Raw genomic sequence first — 17420 nt, forward strand, 5'->3', positions numbered from 1 at the left:
GTCGCAAGGGCTTGAAGGCTGACGCTTGAACCGATGGCTGCTGCCTCTTTTTTTCGAATACTTGGGCTATTGAATCTGCCCGGTATCTCTTTTCCCCGCGTTTCGGACGCTCGGAGCAAGCAGCATAGCCATCGCAAGCAGTACCATGGTCGCTCCAGAGCCGACGAACCATAACGGAGCTCCAAGCAGATCCGCAAAAACGGAGGGGGCTGCGAGGCCCATGGGCATGGCCCACGCCATGATGGTTCCGTAGAGGCCGAAAACGCGGCCTAGGTACTCAGGAGGTATCTGCTCCTGCATAAGGGCAGTCTGGGTTCCCGCGTACAACGGGGAGCATGCGCCCATAAGAAAGCTCACCGGCAGGAAAGCAGCGAACAATGACGGGCCGAGCGATCCGGATACGATTGCGGCAATGCCGAAGCCGGCAATCGCGGCGACCATGGTGAACGACCTATTGCGGAACCCTCCCGTAACCGCCAAGATGCCGGACCCAGCCAGCATGCCTGCAGAAAAAAGGATTTCCACCAAAGCGGCATCCCCCGTGCTACCGCCAAAATGCCCCAAGGTCATTATTGGGAACAATGCCGCGAGCGGAGAGAACGCGAAAGCGAAGACGAACCCGCACCAAAGAAGGGCGAACAGCCCCCTGTACTCCCTAATCAGCTTGTAGCCGTCCGAAATCTCAGAGAAGAGCTCTCGAACCTTATTGGAAAAGGACAAGCTGCGGTCGGCTTCATCGAGGCCCCCTGCGTCTATCTGTGCGGCGAGGACGGCTAAAGAAGCGAAAAGCGCTCCCAGCACGTCGAGGACAATCATAGCGGTAATGCCCGCCGCGGGATAAATCACTGCTGCAAGCGCGGCGCCAAGAATGTATCCGGCGGACTGAATCGCCTGAGTCACCCCCGATAGGCGAACGAGATGCTCTGGCGGGGCGAGATGGGGCGTGAGGGATTGGGAGGCCGGCGTGTAGAACGAAGTGCCAGCTGCGCGGAGAAACAGGGCGATGAGTATTGACCACGCAGGTAAGCTGCCGGCCAACGAGGCAATCGCCAAGGCGGCGCCCACCGCGGCAACGAAGAGGTCGGCGCCGATGAGAACACGTTTCAAAGGCAGCCTGTCGACAACGGCGCCCGCAAGGACTCCGAACAAAGCAATCGGCAGAAAGCCTGCTAACGATGCCAGGGAGAGGAGGGAAGATGATTCTGTCGTGAGGGCGATATGCCAAATGAGACCCATTTGGAGAATCGAGCTCGTCAATGTCGACACGAGCTCCCCGCCCCATACGAAACAAATCTTAAATTGCCATGAATGGCACAGCGAAACAGACCTGCGCCGAGAGGTTTCAAATATCATGGTTATGTCCAATCGTGAAATGGCGTGCAGAAAAACAGCGCGACGCCACAACAGCGCCGCTTTCTAGGCGCTCATCCACGTGCGGAAAAGACCAACCACGACACCCCTCCTTTGTTAATTCGGTCTGGCAAACCATGTAATATTAACGAGGCTTGAGTTTGCCTGTCAAGAATCGACCATCGGAAAGGGCAATCCTCTCTGGCCATTCGATTCCTTTTGTATCTTTGGTTGCATAGGTGACCCGCCAGGGCTATTACGCGTGGAAGAGGCGCCTGCCGAGCTGGCCGATGAGGCGCTGAAGATGGCCCTGGTCAGGCGAAACGATCCCAAGGGATGCGTACATCATTCGGATAGTAAGAATGTTGCCAGCAGGTTTTGCGGCAACCGCAAAGGAGCCGTATCCTGCAGCTGGAATCACGTTGCAGCATCCTGACCCGCATTTCGATTGGCGGACGGCCCGCTTCGGCATCCTGACCAGCACAGCGATCGAGCCTTGTCATTCCTTGGATATGCCGGTTGCTCGGGGCGGTCCCGACGGAGGCCCTCGCCTCCCCGGTCCGTGACCCAAGAAGGGCAAGCATGCTGATCTGCATGGCTGGTTCCTCCTTTATGTAGACGACCATGCAAAGAAGGGACAACCGAGGAGGCAGGTTACTGATGCGGGCTCCCGCACGCCCATGACTACCCGACGGGCTGTTTTTCATCTCCGATGCCCGCATTGCAGCATGAACGAATGTGCCTCGACATCTCTGCTGGCATGGTACGACTGGGATCGCACCTCGACGCATCCTTGCGCATACTGCCTTCCAAGTTTCGAAACCGGGAAGGAAAGTGTATGTGAGCGACGATATCGGCGCCGATTCGACGCTCGAGAGGGAGATTGCGCCGATTCTATCCATCGGGGATGCATTCCCGAAGATTCTTATCACTCGCACGAGGCATGAGCCCCATACCCGGGAGGGCGTGCTCGTGCTGAATTTCGCGAGGTGGCTGCTTGGCGGGTAGGGTTCTGAACGTCGCATTGGGATATCGCGCGACAGGGCACGCAGGGCTGTTTGTGCCCGCACGGGAAACGCCGTCGCCATGCGGGCGGCCTGTCGTGTCCGATTAGCCTTTTGCTAAACAGGCTTACGCCAACTCATGGGCAAGCCACCTGAGACTATTCACTTTGCTTATCGTTGACAAAGACCTGTGGCCTGCGGTTTTGTGAACGGCTCGTAAGCCACCCGCGTCGACTCACTTACTGTTGAAGCTGGTGGTTTGCAGGCTCAAAGGCGGTTGAGTTTCAAAACGGGCGTTTTTCGGCGATATCGAGCCTCCAAAGGCGGCTCTCCGTGCCCCTTGGGACAAAAATAAAAACTCAATACTCTGAGTTTGAAAATGGTTTTTGAAGTTGTCCCAGCTTTTGTCCCCGAAGCCGATGAAACGCGACGTCGCGTCATTCAGCGGCACTCACTTCGAGATGCCGCCGAAAACTGGGTGCAACTGGAGTGACGAGACGGCAAAACTATAACCACCGAGTGGGAGTAGAACAGACGTTCGATTCTATGCTATAGTGTTTGCCAATGGGCGCGGCATCTTCCGAATCCGCGCCCATTGCTATACGGGCCTTACGATGACGAGCTGACGATCATAGGCGCCATGCGTGCATTTGCGGCGGAACGGGGATATGCGCCCGACTTCTCCGAATCCCGCCTCTGTCACGAGATTTACCTCTCCGACCCGCGCAAGTACGCGCCGGAGAAGCTCAAGACCGTGATTCGCCATCCCATCAAGCCGATTTAGCGAAACGAGCGCCGCCGTGCGGTCCGGCTTTTGGGGTTTATCAATTGGTAGTCCGCGTCGATCGAGCAAGCTGCCCTGCCTCCCGGCAGGTGCGTAATCCCCTTGGTCGATCCGTCTCGAGGTGCGCTCTTTGCTCATCTTGTGGCGTGGAGTTACGATACTCCTAAAAGTGTAACCAGATTCGAGTTTTAGGAGCAGCTTTTGAAGGGTGGCAGACTCAGGAACCGCGATAGATACCTCGAGGAGGCGATGCTCTTCCGTGACACCGACCTCATCAAGGTGATCACGGGCGTGCGCAGGTGCGGCAAGTCGAGCCTTCTCGATCTAATTAGGATGGCCGTCGAGTCTGAAGGAGTCGCTGGCCGCGGCTTTGTGAGCGTCAACCTGGAAAGCAAGGGTACGGGCATCAAGACGGAGGACCAGCTTTATGATTACGTTCGCGGGCGCCTGTCGGACAAGGGTCGCACCTACGTTTTCATAGACGAGCCCCAGAGAATCGATGGCTGGCAGGATGCGGTCAACGCAATGAGGATCGACTTCGATTGCGACATCTACCTCACGGGCTCGAATGCGTATCTTCTCTCGAGCGAGCTGGCCACCTATCTCTCCGGGCGCTACGTAGAGGTAAAGATGCTGCCCCTGTCCTTCTCTGAGTTCGCCGACTTCTGCGGAATCGAGTTCGTATCGGGAACTTCGGTGGCTCTCACTCCCGAGGGGGATCCCGTTCTCTTCGACGACATGCTTACTCGTTACCTTGAGTACGGGGGCATGCCAGCCATCGCATCCCTCTCGACGACCCAGGCGCAGCACTCGGCGTACATGTCCGGCGTCTACGAAGCCATCGCCGTGCGTGATATTGTCAACCGTGAGCGCGGGAAGGGCAAAAGTGCGGTGACTGACCCTTCCCTGCTGCGCCATGTGGCCGAATTCCTGGCGGACAACATCGGCAACGAGTGCTCGTCGAGTCGAATCGCCGGCGCGTTAACTTCTGCGGGGCCGAAGACCACGAACAAGACCGTTTCCTCGTATGTGGGTGCGCTTGAGGAGGCCTTCCTGTTCTATCGTGCCACGCGTTACGATTTGCACGGCAAGGCGCTCCTCAAGACGAACCCAAAGGAGTACATCGTCGATACCGGCTTCAGGACCTGGATGGCCGGCTATAGGGTCACGGATACTGGCCGCCTGTTCGAGAACGCCGTGTATCTCCAGCTGCTCTACGAAGGATGGAGCGTGCATGTGGGCAAGCTCTATGGCAAGGAAGTCGACTTCGTTGCGACGAAGGACGGGCGCGTGCTCTACGTGCAGGCGACTGACGAGATGTTCGCAAGCGAGACCAGGGAGCGAGAGATCGCCCCTCTGAAGTCGATACGAGACAACCACGAGAAGATCGTGGTCGTGAGGCAGGGTTCCTACGACACGGATATCGACGGCATCCGCATCGTGAGCGCGAGGGACTTTTTCCTCTAGGGCCATGCGATTCATCGCGAGGCAGTTAGGTCAAGTGAGAAACATGCCTGACATCGGTTTGCTGACGATCTAAAACAGTAAGGAGAAGCTTGGACAATCGCAAAATCGAGCAGAACGCGGTCAATGCTGTCAAGCAGGCTTTCGGCGATGTCGCTTGCGTCTATGCGTATATAGATGAGAACGACAAGACCGAATGCACCGACGGGCACCTGCAAGTCTACTCGTCTTCTTCCTTCACGATTGAGACCGTTGAAGGCCAGTTGCCGCTTCAGGTCAAGGGGACCACTTCGAAAAGAAAATCGGACCGACCTAAGCGGCAAGTTCGAGTTTCAGACCTCAGGCACTATCTCAACATTGCTGGAGGCTGCATCTATTTTTACGTCTACTGTGGGAGCGAGGCTCGTTCAGCGGAGGTTTTCTACAGACTTTTGCTTCCCTATGACCTAAAGAAGATTCTGGCCGATATTCCGGAGCAACAAGAGCGCATCTCTTTGCGTTTCGACCGGCTTCCATCAGACGCGGCGGAATTGACGCGGCTTGTCAGAAGGGCGGTCAAGGACAGAGCAAAGCAGCGAGCAGTCGCTGGCATCGCCCCCAAGACAATCGAGGAATTTAAGGACGCCGGCCTTTGCTTTGATGAGTGCGAGTTTGGAATCGAGCTGCTCGAGGGCGAGTCGCCCGCAAGCTTGGCTCCATACAGGAACGGGCTGTATATCTACGGGAAGAGCCCCTGGGGAGAGCTGTATCCCTTGAATAAGCTTGAAAACATAGTTGGCGTCGCGATTGGGTCTCGGCATGACGTCAGCTCTGGTGATGTTTCCCTAAATGCGGTGGTCATGGCCGGAGAAAATGAGAATGGCGAGCACGTTTTCTTCAGGGGTTTCGACATATGCCTCTCCACCAACACAATCACCCTCAGCGAGACCGGAACTCTTGTCGAGCGCATGGAAGAGTTGGCCCTCATGCGCGCATTGATGCAAACCGGTACGCTTTCCATAGACGGAAGCGGCTTTGCTCGCGGGTGCAAGTTGAGCGGAGGCGACCTCGACGCCCTTGAGAGTCGATTGCAGTCGCTGGAGATTATCAAGCGGGTTGTCGACGCTCTTCATTACAAGCCAGAGCTCGACATCAGTGCGTTGACCACTCAGGATTTAAGAAACATCGAGACAATTTACAAGGGATTGGTTGAGAACGCACCCCTCCACTACAAGGATCGGCAAAACGGATTCGGATATATCAATCTGGGGAACCATCCGATTAAGCTCGTGTTTTACCAAGTATCTGAAGATATGTACCGAATGGTCGATGGGCTTCGACTGGATGACCTGACGGTCTCGGTGTTCTTCCGGGGCGAGGGGGATGCCCCCGTAGCCGTCGCGCCTCTGTTCGTCCAAACGATGCAGGACTATATGAGGCTTGCCAATATCGATGCCGAGGTGTTTGCCGCTACGTTGAAGCAGTATCCAGTCACCGAAGTTAGCTCTGCCTACGTCAACGACAAGATGCTTGAAATGCTATCAGCCTACGATCAAGATGCGTGCTGTAAGGAAGAGTTGCTGAAATGCTGCGAGATGACCGTAGACGCCCTGGAAGCTTTTGCGGATCGAGAGGCAACCCTGATAAATCGATATCAAATTGCCGCTCGAAAGCGAGATCTTACTAGCGAGGAGAAATCTGAGTTAATGGCAATCCAGCTGAATTCAGATAGTGCGCTGTCGAAAGCATGCGCAGCAGCCTTGCGCGGAGACTCGGACATGGCCTCTGCGCTCAGAGCGTCACTTGACGAAGAGGCACGAACGACGCTCGGCTCATGGCCGATCGGCCGTTTCTTCGCATAAGACCGCATAGACTTTTTGAGGCATCAAAATGAAGCTACTCGTCGAATCGATTAGAAATGCGGTTGAGAAAGACTGCCTTATCCCAGCCCTTATGTCTTCCCTTACCATTCCCGACGCCATGGGGCAGCTTCTTTATCCCAATCTCGTCCTTCATAACGGGAAGAGAGCGGCGGGGCGGCAGTATGTGAAGTGGTTTGATGACTGGGCGGCAAACGACTTCCTGTTTTCGGGAGACCCCTCGAACGAAGGTGAAACGATTCCAGGTCAAATCTTTAATGGGAAGATGTGCTGGAAGCTCCGGTGCTCCCTGTTGCATTCAGGCGACTACGATGTGTCGGTCGATGCTCCCGAGAAAGACGAGAGCTTCGACTACGACTACAAGTTCGAGCTTGTCCTCCACGGGTGCAACGCCCTCTGCTCTTCCTGGCCGTCGCCCAAGAGCGGGATGCGTGCGACTAAGAGCGTGACGTTCCGCGGTGATGCGGCGTCGCTCGCGAGCTCGCTGTGCAACGCCGCGGAGGCCTGTCTTAAAGAAACGGGCGAAACGGTCAGTTACCCCAATCTGGAGTTATTCGACGTGGCTGCATGGGCGGATAGATTCAATACTTGCTGAGCCATCTCGTCAAACTCCTTGTGTGCTAAACGTTGGTGTTGGCGCCCCGGAAAAGGGGTGTGGCCAGCGCCTAGAATCTTCAGCTACCACGCTGAGACGATAGGAGATGACCACATGGACACTATGGCGCACGAGGCGCCCGCGACGCCGTTGCTTGCGTTTCGCTATCGCTGCTCGAAGCGTGTCGCTTGGGGCCCTGGCCGGAGGAGAGACGACCGCTCCCTGCGAGACTGCGGAACCACCTATATCCGCTTGCTGCGGGCTTGCTTGAACCAGTTCCTCTTGAAAGAACCTATACCTCCGAAGAACTTGTTGTACGTCTCACCGTTCTCCTTGGCCTCGTACTTGACCAAGGCAAGTTCGATGGTGCAGAGGTAATCCGCCACTTGCTCGAGGCGGTAATCGGTCATCGAGGTCTTGCGGCGTCGGACGACCCCTTTTGAGAGGACCTTGCCCACCGAGCGGTCAAGCGCCTGTATGACAATGTCCTGACCGTTGTCGTAGTAAACCTTCACATCGTCGAAGGATTGAAAGAAGCCCAGGTGTTCAATCATGGCAGAGGAGATATCGCGCCCCATACGTTCCATTAGCCTTGCCGGGTCTTCGAACTGGCTGCGGTGGTAGACGAACGTGATATAGGAAATGGGAAGTTTGCGGACGAACGAGGAGAAACGGGCGAGCATAACCTTGCGCTGCTCGATGTCAAGAAACTCATAGTCCTTGTGCCCGTTCACGAGAGGCTCGGAGTGAAACGGAATGTTAGGGAGATCGGCCCTGACAAGCTTGGCCTCATAGCCCGTGACCGCCTCAGCGATGCTGCCTTCCTGGTCGTGAAAGACGAGTACGAGCGGGTAGTAGCGAGCTTTGCCGCCGCGGTCGCCGCTCTCGTCGACGAAGATGCTGAGCTCCTTGGCCAATGGGGACTCCTAATGGAATGGATAAAAAAATAGCCGGGGGACTCCCCCGGCACTTGGAGGTAGCTTAATGAGCCACCAACAACCTTATAGCGTGTGCTGGCGGTGAGTGCAAGAGGGGAACGGGATGAAACCGCTGTTGATAGTGCCCCTGAAATAGATTCGCAGCTTCTTCAAGATTACGGAACACGAGAATTTATCGTCGGAGCTGGTTTGCGATAACAACCCGAAGCTTGCCTTTGTCTGTATGAACCTGATTCAGAGGCGCAGTGACACCATCCACGAGGGCGTGCCTGAGCTCCTTTCGTCTCGAGACTCCCTCGCGTGCCCGGCCGCGAGCAGCTCCCGGGACGGTCGCCGCCGTCATTTCCTGCCGCTCCTCGACTCGATGTGGGCGTCCACTGACGCCCTCGACACCAGGAGCTTCCTTCCGAGCTGTTGATGTTCACTAAGAAGTGGTCCGAGTGATCACTGGGAAATAAGCACCGTGAGCACGAAAAATTGAGCAGTTTAAGCAAGAGGGCCGCGCCCCGGGGACCGGGGGCGCGGCCCTCGCCGTATGGTTTCCCCGGGCGGTTACTTTGGCGAGCCCGCCCGGGAAGGATGGAGGAGATGACCGTGCCCCTGGACACAGTGAATGATATACGGTCGATGGATGCCGCCGGGCGCTCGAGGTCCGAGATCGCCCGAATGCTCCACGTGAGCCGGAACACCGTGGCGAAGTACGCCGACATGGAGGACATGTCGCCCGCCGCGCCGATGCCCCGGAGGAGGGGCAGGCCCGCGCTCGAGGGCAACGAGGAATGGGTCGCGGGCGTTCTCGAGGCCGACCTCGGGGCCCCGAGGAAGCAGCGCCACACAGCCAGGCGGATCTACGACAGGCTCGTCGCCGAGCGCGGCTACGGCGGCTCTTACTCCACCGTGCAGAGGTTCGTCCGCGAGCTCAGGCTCGCCCGGGCGGCGGCGGGCGGAGAGGGGTACCTCGAGCTCGAGTGGGCGCCCGGCACCTGCCAGGTCGATTTCGGGAACTTCCGCGCCGCGGTCGGCGGGAGGACCCTCGACCTCAAGCTGCTGGTCGCGACGCTTCCGCACTCGAACGACCGGCAGTGCGTCGCCCTCATGTCGCAGAGGTCGGAGTGCCTGTGCGCCGGGCTGCTCGAGATCTTCCGCCGCTGGGGCCGCGCCCCGGCGGCGATGGTGCTCGACAACGCCACCGAGGCGGGCAGGATGGTACGCGGCGAGGTCACGGAATCGAGGCTGTTCTCGCAGTTCAGAGCCCACTACCGCTTCGAGAGCCGGTACTGCAACCCCTATTCGGGAAACGAGAAGGGCTCCGTCGAGAACGCCGTGGGGTTCCTCCGGCGCAACCTCCTCGTCCCCGTGCCTGCGTTCGGCGCGCTCCCCGAGCTCAACGCGTTCCTCGCCGAGGGGTGCGCGAGGGTCAACGCGGCGGCGCGCTGCCGCGACGGCAGGCCGCACGGGGAGGCCTACCGGGAGGACCTCGCCGCCATGCGCGCCCTTCCCGGCGTGGAGTTCGACGCGGTGAGGTGGGTCACCGCCCGCGCCGACAAGCGCGGCTACGTCGAGGCCGACGGGCGCGAGTACGTCGCCGGGCCCGCCTGGCACGGGCGGAGCCTGCTCGTCGGCATGCGCGCGTCGACGGTGGAGATCCTCGCCGACCGCGGCCGCCGGGTCGCCGTCCTCCCCAGGGCCTTCGGGGAGGGCCCCGCGGTCCGGAACCCCCTCTCGCTCGTGCCCGCCATCATCGCCAGGCCGAGGGCCTTTGGGGAGTCGAATTGTTAGCGCTAATCTAAAATTGACCACTTTCGCAAACGCATCTCGCCGAATGCGCTAATGCGCTTTCGCCGACCCCGCTAACGTACTTTCACCAACTGCGCTAACGGAACTATGCTCCGATCGGGTATCCGACCCGGGAGGAGCGGGATATGGAGCGAAACGTAATGGGAGAGCTGAACGTCTACAGGGGGTCCGGCGCGAAGCCGAACTTCAGTGAGATCGCGAGGAGGCACGGCATGGACCGGCACACGGTCGCCAAGTACTGGCGGGAGGGCGAGTCCGCCGCCGACGGGAGGTCCGCGAGGGGCAGCGCCTTCGACCCGCTCGAGGAGGTGATCCGCTCGAAGGCCCAGCTGCCCGGGATGACCAAGATGGCCGTCTACGCGTTCCTGCGCGAGGGCCGCGGGGAGGGGCTGCCCGGGTACGGCGCCTTCACCGCGTGGTGCCGAGCGCACGACGTGCCCTTCGGGGGCGCGGGCGGCCGCGAGCCGCACCCGCGGTTCGAGACGCCCCCGGGCAGGCAGCTGCAGTTCGACTGGAAGGAGGGCATGAGGCTCGTCGACTCGGAGGGCGAGGTCTTCGAGTTCAGCGTGTTCACCGCGACGCTCGGCTACTCCCGGAAGCACCGCTTCATACCGGTCAGGAGCCGCACGCTCGACGACCTGCTGTCCTGCCTGCTCGCCACCTTCACCCGCCTCGGCGGCGTCCCGGAGGAGTGCATCACGGACAACATGTCGTGCCTGGTGACCGTCTCGGGCCGCAGGAGGACCAGGCAGGAGAGGGCGTGGCGGTTCGCGCGGGAGGCCGGCTTCGAGCTCAGGCTCTGCGCGCCGCGCTCGCCGCAGACCAAAGGCAAGGACGAGTCGGCCAACCGCTTCCTGAACCGCCTGCTCGCCTACGGCGGCGAGTTCACCGGGTGGAGCGGCCTCGCCGAGGCGGTGGCCCGGGTCGAGGCCCAGGCCAACTCGGAGCCGAACCGCACCACCGGCCTGCCGCCCGACGCGCTGTTCATGCGGGAGAAGGAGAGCCTGCGGCCCATCGGGAACCTCCGGCTCCTCGAGTCGATGGTGGGCGACGTGAGCGTCCAGACCGTCCCGCCGACCATGCTCGTCAGGGCCGTCGGCAGGGAGTGGTCCGTGCCCAGGCGCTGCATCGGCCGGCGCGTGAGCGTCGTGGCGATGCCCGGCGGCCAGGTCGTGGTGAGGATGGCCGGCGAGGAGGTCGCCGTCCACGACGCTGCGTCCGGGCCGTCGAGGCCCATCAACTACGACCCCGACCACTACGGGCGGGCCCTCGAGGGGAAGCGGGGCCTGGCCGACGCGGACATCGCCGAGGCCGCGCGCGCCAACCTCGCGCTGCTCGACTCGCTCGGAGGGGCGTGATGGGCGCCGTCGCGGAGGGCAGCCCCTCGATCAGGGCGCAGGCGAACCTCTCCGCGCTCGGGCTGCACGAGATGGCGGCGTCCCTGCCCGACTACGTGAGGATGGTCGCCGCGGGCGAGCGGGGCTTCGCCTCCGCCCTCGAGGAGATGACGCGCGTCGAGGTCGCCGCCCGGGAGGTCAGGATCACCAACCAGCGCATACGGTCGTCGGGGTTCCCCTACGTCAAGGGGCTGGCGGACTTCGACTGGGACTTCCAGCCGTCGGTCCCGCGCGCCGAGATCGAGGAGCTCGCGACCCTGAGGTTCGTCGAGCGGGCCGAGAACGTCCTGCTCGTGGGGAGCCCCGGCGTGGGCAAGACGCACCTCGCCGTCGCGCTGGGCATCGAGGCCGTCAGGGCGGGGCGCGAGGTCAGGTTCGTGGACTGCGCCCGGCTCGTCGAGGACCTGGAGGACGCCTCGTCGCGCGGCATCCTCAAGAAGAGGCTCAAGTACTACGCCCACTCGAGGCTGCTGATCATCGACGAGCTCGGCTACCTCGACGTCGGCAGCGCGGGCGCGGACCTGCTGTTCCAGCTGATATCGACGCGCTACGAGCAGCGCTCGACGATCATCACCACCAACGTGGGGATCAGCGGCTGGGGCAGGGTGTTCGGGGACGACGTGGCGGCGAGCGCGATCGCGGACAGGGTGTGCCACCACTGCCACCTGGTCAAGATAACCGGCAGGTCCTACAGGCTGAAGGACCTGCCGAGGGACGGGCCCGTCAAGCCGTGACCGGAATCGGTGAAAATACGTTAGCGCAACCGGTGAAACCGCCTTTGCGCGAACGGTGCGCCTGTTTAGCGAAACTGGTGAAAAATAGATTGACGCTAACAACGATCAGGCGCGACATGCCGCCGGGGCTCGTCGAGGGGATCGACCGGATGGACTCCGCCGGCAGGAGGCGCACGCTCAGGTCGATCGGCCGGGCGAGCGAGTCCTCGGGTTTCGAGGCGGCATGCGAGGCGGCGCTCAGGGTCGTCGAGGGCGGCCGCGTCCCCGACGACGCCACGGTCGACGTGCTGGCGAGACGCATCGCGGGAGGCGGCGGCGGGGCCGGCGGGGCCGACCTGTCGGTCTACGACGGGTTCCTGAAGGGGGCGGTCGCCATTGGCAGCTAGCGAGGAGCTGGCCCGCAGGGTCGTGGAGGCCGGGCGGTCGTGCTCGCTCACCACCGCCGTCCTGGAGGAGTGGTCGAGGCTCGGCACCCCGAAACAGGTGGAGTACCTGGCGGGCTACCTCGAGGCGGAGAGGTCCAGCCGCGAGGCCTCGAAGCGCGCGACGCTGCTCAGGCGCTGCGCGCTGCCGGCGCCCAAGACCTTCGACGGCTACGACTGGTCGGCCGTGTCGTGGCCGGAGGGCATGGGGCGCGAGTCGCTGCTCGCGCTCGACTTCGTCGGGCGCAGGGAGGACCTCGTGCTCATGGGCGACGTCGGCACCGGCAAGACGCACATGGCGTCGGCCCTCTGCGCGCTGGCGTGCGAGAGGAGGCTCGAGGCGCGCTTCTTCACGGCGTCCTCGCTCGTGATGCGCCTGAGGCGCGCCCGCGACGACGGGAGGCTCGACCGGGAGGCCGCGCTTATCGGCAAGGCCCGCCTGCTCGTCATCGACGAGCTCGGGTTCCTCCCGCTCGACGCGGACGGGGCGAGGCTGCTCTTCCAGGTCTTCGCCGACGCATACGAGAGACAGTCGGTGGTGATCACCACGAATCTGGAGTTCAGCAGGTGGGGGTCGGTGTTCGGGGACGACCAGATGGCCGCCGCCGTGATCGACCGCATCGTCCACCACGGGAGGCTCGTCCAGTTCCGCGGCGAGTCCTACCGCGTCCGCCATGCCCTCATGCAGGAGGGCTAGCCGCTCAAAAAGCGTGCGCGCTTCCGATGCTCAGGCTGTTCAATTTCCGATGCTCTTTTTGCTCAAATCCTCTTGACGAAACACACGAGCCTGTACGAGTCGATCTCTCCCGACCAGATGAGGCCGTATGCCTTGTTTCGGCTTGCCCTCATGTACTCCTGCATCTCGATTACCGTTATCCATTCGTCGCGATCTTGGTTGCCCTCGGGCGCGACGCATTCGGCTGTGTGTACCATGGTTCCTCCAATCTTCCCGTGCGGCACCGCGCGAGCACACCGCACGGCACCGTGTCCCTTTTCGTCTGCACGACGATTGAACCGCCTGATGTCGATTGGTGAGCACGGCGGGAGCGGAGACGGGTCGAGCTGGGTCGAGCTGGTCGTGCCTTCACGAAACGGCCATGAGCCGCGTGCCTTAGCTGGCAGCTAAGTTCCCGAAAAGTAAAAGGCGCCCATGCGGGCGCCTGCCTAGTAGCTGGAGTTGTTCGGTTGTGGACGGAATGCTCGTCTTCCGCGGTGCTGTCGTCCGGGGTCCGGCATCTGTCGTTCGCCTCTTTTGTCGTGTTTGATGTTGCGTGTTCTGCGAGCGACCTTGCACAGGTTTTCAGCCCGTTGCCCCAGGTGCGCCCGGGTAAATGGTACCCACCCGCTGGGACATGGTTCGCCATAGCTAGCGTTTTGACAATGGGAGGCAGGCGAGCGGCGTAGACATCGGCGCCGAATCAGAAGCAAACGATGCCGCCTATCTCAACCCTGTGTCTTTCGATGGTTTTTGCCGCCAGCAGTTATCACCCGGTAGAAAGTAAAGCCGTCTTCGTTTTGATAGGCCTGGAGCGTTGAATCGGTGCCACGAAGGGCATCTTCCAGTGCGGCGATTATCTCGCTTCCTTTCCCAGGTGAGGGTTCATTTGCCAATTCGGCCAAATAAAGACTTGCGAGGTTTGCATAGTCCTGTGGCGTCATGATGCTTGAATTGGATTCAGGGGTCGCTCTTTTTGTGGGGGAAGCCTCGTAAAGCGCGGCCGCTTTTGCATAATTCTTCGGTATCCATCTGCCGAATAGATACTCCCTTGCAAGGCGCAGCTTCATCGAGGGAGATTCCATTTCGGAAAGAATGGCATTGCCCCTATCGGCTGAGGCGTTCGAAATCAAGCCACGCAAATGTAATCCGGCATACTGGATTCGTTGATACCACATGAGGCCATCTACGCCCCGTTTTTCAAAATAGTAGGCTGCCTTTTCGTAGTCGACGGGAGTGATTTCATCACCTGAATAATACGCATCCGCGAGGTTCGATGCTGCGAGTGTAAATCCTTCGGCCACTAATGCCTCATTGAAGCTGTGCCAAAGGTGGAAGGACGCGCGAGAGTCGTTAGGGAGTTTGCAGATCCATTTCGGAAATGCGGCGCCGTAGGCATTCAGGGGATCGCGAGATGTCGCTATGTCATGCGCCTCGGTTTCCGCTTGTCGTTTTAGCTCCGCTATTTGAGCATAGCGCGCATCGTATTCCTCCCTGTTCCTTTCTCGCGTCTCTCGGATCATCTTGATGGACTCTTCGAAATACTCCTTGTAATGGCTTTCCTTCAGCGAGCTATTTGCGCTCTTCACAAAAAGCTCCATGCGGTCAAGGGCCTCGCATGACCACGGTTTGACGTACTCCATGGGTTCGTTTGTCGATTCGTGCGAATCGTAGTTTTTGTCATCCACGATTTTTACGAAGAGCTCGTATTGCTCTTTAGAGAGCCATATGCCCAAGGGGTGAATGTGCAGGACGATCGTTCGCAGCGCGGTTAGGTCCCAGCTGCCCATGTCCATTTTCTCGAGACCAACGCGGTCAAGTGGCGCGGTTACCGCGTCATAGCTAGGCTTAAAGCGAGGGTTCTCGTCGCCCCTGCGGCGCGCCTCGTCGCAAATGGACTCAACCTGCCTTGTCCAGCTTTCACTATCCGGGCACCTTTCTTTGACCCATAGCTTTAAATACTCTTGGATTATTCTTGTCGCGGTCTTTTTTACGTTGTAGATAATCTGGCTACTGTCGTTCATCTCTGCTCCGTCCCGCAGGTCAGAGCCTTTAAAAGGGTGTCTTTGCTCTCCGAATCGAGTCGATTGGGGTTGTTTTCTTGTTGGCGGCTTTTCAGGCCAATTGCAAAATAGCAGCTTCCAGTGCGGCTTTATAGCCCTCTGCGACCGCTTCGTAATCTCGCATATAGGATTCGAAGTCGGAGGCGGCGGCATTCGGGAAGCTCCCGACCCATCGTTTTCCCTTCGGCTTCGCCAGCTTCACCGCGCCGCCCATTCCGAATAGCCACCTGAAAAAAGTGGGTGACAGCATCACGTTGACGCAGGCGTAGCCGACGACATTGTCTCCGCCGCTCTCGTCGATATGGCAGAACTTGAGGTCGTGGCCGAACCTTTCGTAAACGTACTTGGCATGACTGCCGGAGACTTTGAGGAACAGTGTCCTGGCGGTGTCCGAGCCGAACATGTCGATCCGCTGGCGCGTGTCCGCGACAACCCGCGTCCTCAGCGCTTCGACCTTTTCATAGTCCGACAGCGGCTTTCCGGTGACAACTGGGTCTACGATATCGTCTAGTCGGTGGAAGTAGGGGCTTGAGGAACCGCTTTCGTCGACATGCATGATCTCGAGGTAGTATCTGCCGAAGCTGAACACGATCGCCACCGGGTCCTCCTCGTACGGCCCGATTTTTACGATTGATCCGTTCATTAGGTGAACCTGCTTCTTGAAGGCCATCCTTTCGTTCGTCCGAATCGCTTGAGATGCGGCATGGAGGACGCTGAAAATCGCGTCAGTGTCCTTGCCGGCCTTGCGGTCGACGAACACGGTCTCCACGCTTTCGTCGACGTCGTAGTCGGAAGAGAATGCAAGCACCTTCGAGGAGATTTCGTCTTTCTGCCCCTCGCCGATGAAGGAGCTCGTCCCCAGCACGTCCGAGATGAGAATCGCCTCCTCGGACGACAAGGGCTTGTTCACGGCCCTGAACCCGACGTTCTCGCCGTGGCCTGGTATCGCTACGCGGATCCCCATTGGCATGCTTTCGCTTATCTGGTGCAGGTCCTTGAGGATGGCGTTCTCCGACGTCGGCTTTTCGGAGCAGATGCCTATGACGCGTGCGATTTCCGATGCGGATATGCCCGTTCTCTCGTCAGTGAATCGGACGAGAAGGTCGAGGACGGACAGGATCCTGCTTCTCGATGTGCCGCTCGCTGCGAATCCGGATTCCTTTAACTCGGAGATCTCCTCCTCGGTAAATGTCCTAGACATGGCAGGCCCTCCATAAACAGCATTATTACCTATGAAATTGTAGGTAATCAAAGCCTGTCAGAGGAGACGAAATTCCGATGGCGGTTGAAAATAAGGGCCGAAGCAATGGAAAAGAGCGAAGGAGATAACCATGAACAATGCTAGACAGGCGGTAGGCATCCCGACGATTTCGCCAATCGAAGCCGTAGCGGAGATGGCGTGCGATGACGGAAAGAAGGCCCTCGGCTTTTCGTCGGAACAGCTGATTGCCGCTTGCGGCCTGGTTTTGATGGGCGTCGTGATTTTAGCCGTGTCGAACTACAGCCTCGCCATCGCCAAGGGGGATTTCAGGCTAGACCTGCGCCCTGCGTACTAGGCGATACACCCACGCGAAAACAATAACCGCTGTTGTGGGGTGCAGCGCCGGCGACGCGCGCCAAAGAATCAACGCTCGATTTAAATGATAGGAGACCATATGGAACGCAGCGATTTTCCCGAAGTTGGCACCAGGTTGACGTACGGGGAGGCGATCCCCGCATACAACCGCTTCGAGCGATCGATGCTTGAGAGGGTGTACGGGGATCGCCTCCCCGTACGTCAACTTTACCTCAATGGTCGACCTTACGGCCTTTACCCGTGAGGATCAAAATGAAGCCATTGAGTCGGTGCTCAACACTTACGCCGTTCGATATGGCGATGACTATGCGGCCTCGGGCTGGGGTGCCTCGCCTCCTGCATCGCGATCTTCCTCGCGGCGCTCGCCGTGGCGTGGGCGGCAGCGGGACGCGCCCTGCGACCGGTGGCGGAGGCCGCGGCGCGGGAGCACGCGTTCGTTTGCACCGCCTCGCACGGCCTCGTCACCCCGCTCATGGCGGTGACCGCGAACTGCGACGTGCTTGAGGCGGAGGCATCCGATCAGGCCGGCCTTGCGTCCTGGGTCGCCAACATCCGTCCAGCGGCGGACGAGATGGCGACTCGCATCGCCGACATGCTCATGCACGTGGGCGGCGACTAGCCAGGGCGATCCCCGCAACGGGCATTATTATCCGGGAAGCGTTTGGTTGCGAGCCACGCCGGTGCGCGGGGCCTGAGTCGTCAGGCCCCGCACAGGGGGACCG

16 protein-coding genes are annotated in these 17420 nt (G+C 60.0%); 12 read left to right on the forward strand and 4 right to left on the reverse strand.

Annotated features, from left to right (window positions below; translation table 11 throughout):
• Positions 1–66 precede the first annotated feature (66 nt).
• Positions 67–1353: an MFS transporter gene (locus ACKUUJ_RS05095; RefSeq protein ID WP_409064865.1), complete on the reverse strand. Its 1287-nt coding sequence runs from the start codon at positions 1351–1353 to the stop codon at positions 67–69.
• 837 nt (positions 1354–2190) lie between these two features.
• Between ACKUUJ_RS05095 and ACKUUJ_RS05100 the strand changes: the two genes are divergently transcribed.
• The 5 genes from ACKUUJ_RS05100 to ACKUUJ_RS05120 all read left to right on the forward strand — a co-directional run bounded on the left by ACKUUJ_RS05100 (position 2191) and on the right by ACKUUJ_RS05120 (position 7056).
• Positions 2191–2358, forward strand: a complete 168-nt coding sequence (locus ACKUUJ_RS05100) for a hypothetical protein (RefSeq protein WP_157966984.1) — start codon at positions 2191–2193, stop codon at positions 2356–2358.
• Positions 2359–2994: 636 nt separating this feature from the next.
• Complete coding sequence (locus ACKUUJ_RS05105; protein ID WP_324249158.1) at positions 2995–3138, forward strand: hypothetical protein; 144 nt, start codon at positions 2995–2997, stop codon at positions 3136–3138.
• A 201-nt stretch (positions 3139–3339) separates the two neighbouring features.
• Complete coding sequence (locus tag ACKUUJ_RS05110; protein ID WP_199409398.1) at positions 3340–4605, forward strand: ATP-binding protein; 1266 nt, start codon at positions 3340–3342, stop codon at positions 4603–4605.
• Between the two features lie 89 nt (positions 4606–4694).
• On the forward strand, positions 4695–6443 hold the full coding sequence (locus ACKUUJ_RS05115) for a hypothetical protein (RefSeq protein WP_409064866.1): 1749 nt from the start codon (positions 4695–4697) through the stop codon (positions 6441–6443).
• Between the two features lie 28 nt (positions 6444–6471).
• Positions 6472–7056 carry a hypothetical protein gene (locus ACKUUJ_RS05120; protein ID WP_161116223.1) on the forward strand — a complete coding sequence of 195 codons (585 nt, stop codon included), beginning with the start codon at positions 6472–6474 and terminating at the stop codon, positions 7054–7056.
• 242 nt (positions 7057–7298) lie between these two features.
• On the opposite strand, the gene ACKUUJ_RS05125 is transcribed toward ACKUUJ_RS05120, so the two are convergent.
• Complete coding sequence (locus tag ACKUUJ_RS05125) at positions 7299–7973, reverse strand: DUF3800 domain-containing protein (RefSeq protein WP_161116222.1); 675 nt, start codon at positions 7971–7973, stop codon at positions 7299–7301.
• A 609-nt stretch (positions 7974–8582) separates the two neighbouring features.
• Here ACKUUJ_RS05125 and istA (ACKUUJ_RS05130) point away from each other — a divergent pair.
• The 5 genes from istA (ACKUUJ_RS05130) (at position 8583) to istB (ACKUUJ_RS05150) (ending at position 13041) form a co-directional block, all read left to right on the forward strand.
• Entirely contained in the window at positions 8583–9773 is a 1191-nt protein-coding gene (gene istA, locus ACKUUJ_RS05130; RefSeq protein ID WP_409064867.1) for an IS21 family transposase, read from the forward strand.
• 143 nt (positions 9774–9916) lie between these two features.
• Positions 9917–11149, forward strand: coding sequence for an IS21 family transposase (istA, locus tag ACKUUJ_RS05135; RefSeq protein WP_409064868.1), 1233 nt, complete (start codon positions 9917–9919; stop codon positions 11147–11149).
• Positions 11149–11922 (forward strand): IS21-like element helper ATPase IstB, encoded by a 774-nt coding sequence (istB, locus tag ACKUUJ_RS05140; RefSeq protein ID WP_117821545.1) that lies wholly within the window; start codon positions 11149–11151, stop codon positions 11920–11922. Before istA (ACKUUJ_RS05135) ends, istB (ACKUUJ_RS05140) begins: the two co-directional genes overlap by 1 nt.
• Positions 11919–12308, forward strand: a complete 390-nt coding sequence (locus ACKUUJ_RS05145; protein WP_409064869.1) for a hypothetical protein — start codon at positions 11919–11921, stop codon at positions 12306–12308. The genes istB (ACKUUJ_RS05140) and ACKUUJ_RS05145 overlap by 4 nt, the downstream gene beginning before the upstream one ends.
• On the forward strand, positions 12298–13041 hold the full coding sequence (gene istB / locus ACKUUJ_RS05150; protein WP_161115463.1) for an IS21-like element helper ATPase IstB: 744 nt from the start codon (positions 12298–12300) through the stop codon (positions 13039–13041). The genes ACKUUJ_RS05145 and istB (ACKUUJ_RS05150) overlap by 11 nt, the downstream gene beginning before the upstream one ends.
• Before the next feature lie 746 nt (positions 13042–13787).
• Here the strand turns inward: istB (ACKUUJ_RS05150) and ACKUUJ_RS05155 are convergent.
• On the reverse strand, positions 13788–15083 hold the full coding sequence (locus ACKUUJ_RS05155) for an SEL1-like repeat protein (protein WP_161116220.1): 1296 nt from the start codon (positions 15081–15083) through the stop codon (positions 13788–13790).
• A 91-nt stretch (positions 15084–15174) separates the two neighbouring features.
• Entirely contained in the window at positions 15175–16323 is a 1149-nt protein-coding gene (locus ACKUUJ_RS05160; protein ID WP_161116219.1) for a WYL domain-containing protein, read from the reverse strand.
• Positions 16324–16453: 130 nt separating this feature from the next.
• Here ACKUUJ_RS05160 and ACKUUJ_RS05165 point away from each other — a divergent pair, with 130 nt between their 5' ends.
• Both ACKUUJ_RS05165 and ACKUUJ_RS05170 read left to right on the forward strand, forming a co-directional pair.
• Complete coding sequence (locus tag ACKUUJ_RS05165; protein WP_409064870.1) at positions 16454–16678, forward strand: hypothetical protein; 225 nt, start codon at positions 16454–16456, stop codon at positions 16676–16678.
• Positions 16679–17176: 498 nt separating this feature from the next.
• Positions 17177–17317 carry a hypothetical protein gene (locus tag ACKUUJ_RS05170; protein ID WP_409064871.1) on the forward strand — a complete coding sequence of 47 codons (141 nt, stop codon included), beginning with the start codon at positions 17177–17179 and terminating at the stop codon, positions 17315–17317.
• The last annotated feature ends 103 nt before the right edge of the window (positions 17318–17420 follow it).

This window comes from Collinsella sp. wc0583 (assembly GCF_046116915.1).
GTDB lineage: Bacteria > Actinomycetota > Coriobacteriia > Coriobacteriales > Coriobacteriaceae > Collinsella.

What these genes read in the sequence shown, in the direction of transcription:
- ACKUUJ_RS05105 (WP_324249158.1), top strand. Translation starts at nt 2,995, where the DNA reads ATGCGTGCATTTGCGGCGGAACGGGGATATGCGCCCGACTTCTCCGAA.
- istA (WP_409064867.1), top strand. Translation starts at nt 8,583, where the DNA reads ATGACCGTGCCCCTGGACACAGTGAATGATATACGGTCGATGGATGCC.
- istA (WP_409064868.1), top strand. Translation starts at nt 9,917, where the DNA reads ATGGAGCGAAACGTAATGGGAGAGCTGAACGTCTACAGGGGGTCCGGC.
- ACKUUJ_RS05155 (WP_161116220.1), bottom strand. Translation starts at nt 15,083, where the DNA reads ATGAACGACAGTAGCCAGATTATCTACAACGTAAAAAAGACCGCGACA.
- ACKUUJ_RS05160 (WP_161116219.1), bottom strand. Translation starts at nt 16,323, where the DNA reads ATGTCTAGGACATTTACCGAGGAGGAGATCTCCGAGTTAAAGGAATCC.
- ACKUUJ_RS05095 (WP_409064865.1), bottom strand. Translation starts at nt 1,353, where the DNA reads ATGATATTTGAAACCTCTCGGCGCAGGTCTGTTTCGCTGTGCCATTCA.
- ACKUUJ_RS05120 (WP_161116223.1), top strand. Translation starts at nt 6,472, where the DNA reads ATGAAGCTACTCGTCGAATCGATTAGAAATGCGGTTGAGAAAGACTGC.
- ACKUUJ_RS05165 (WP_409064870.1), top strand. Translation starts at nt 16,454, where the DNA reads ATGAACAATGCTAGACAGGCGGTAGGCATCCCGACGATTTCGCCAATC.
- istB (WP_117821545.1), top strand. Translation starts at nt 11,149, where the DNA reads ATGGGCGCCGTCGCGGAGGGCAGCCCCTCGATCAGGGCGCAGGCGAAC.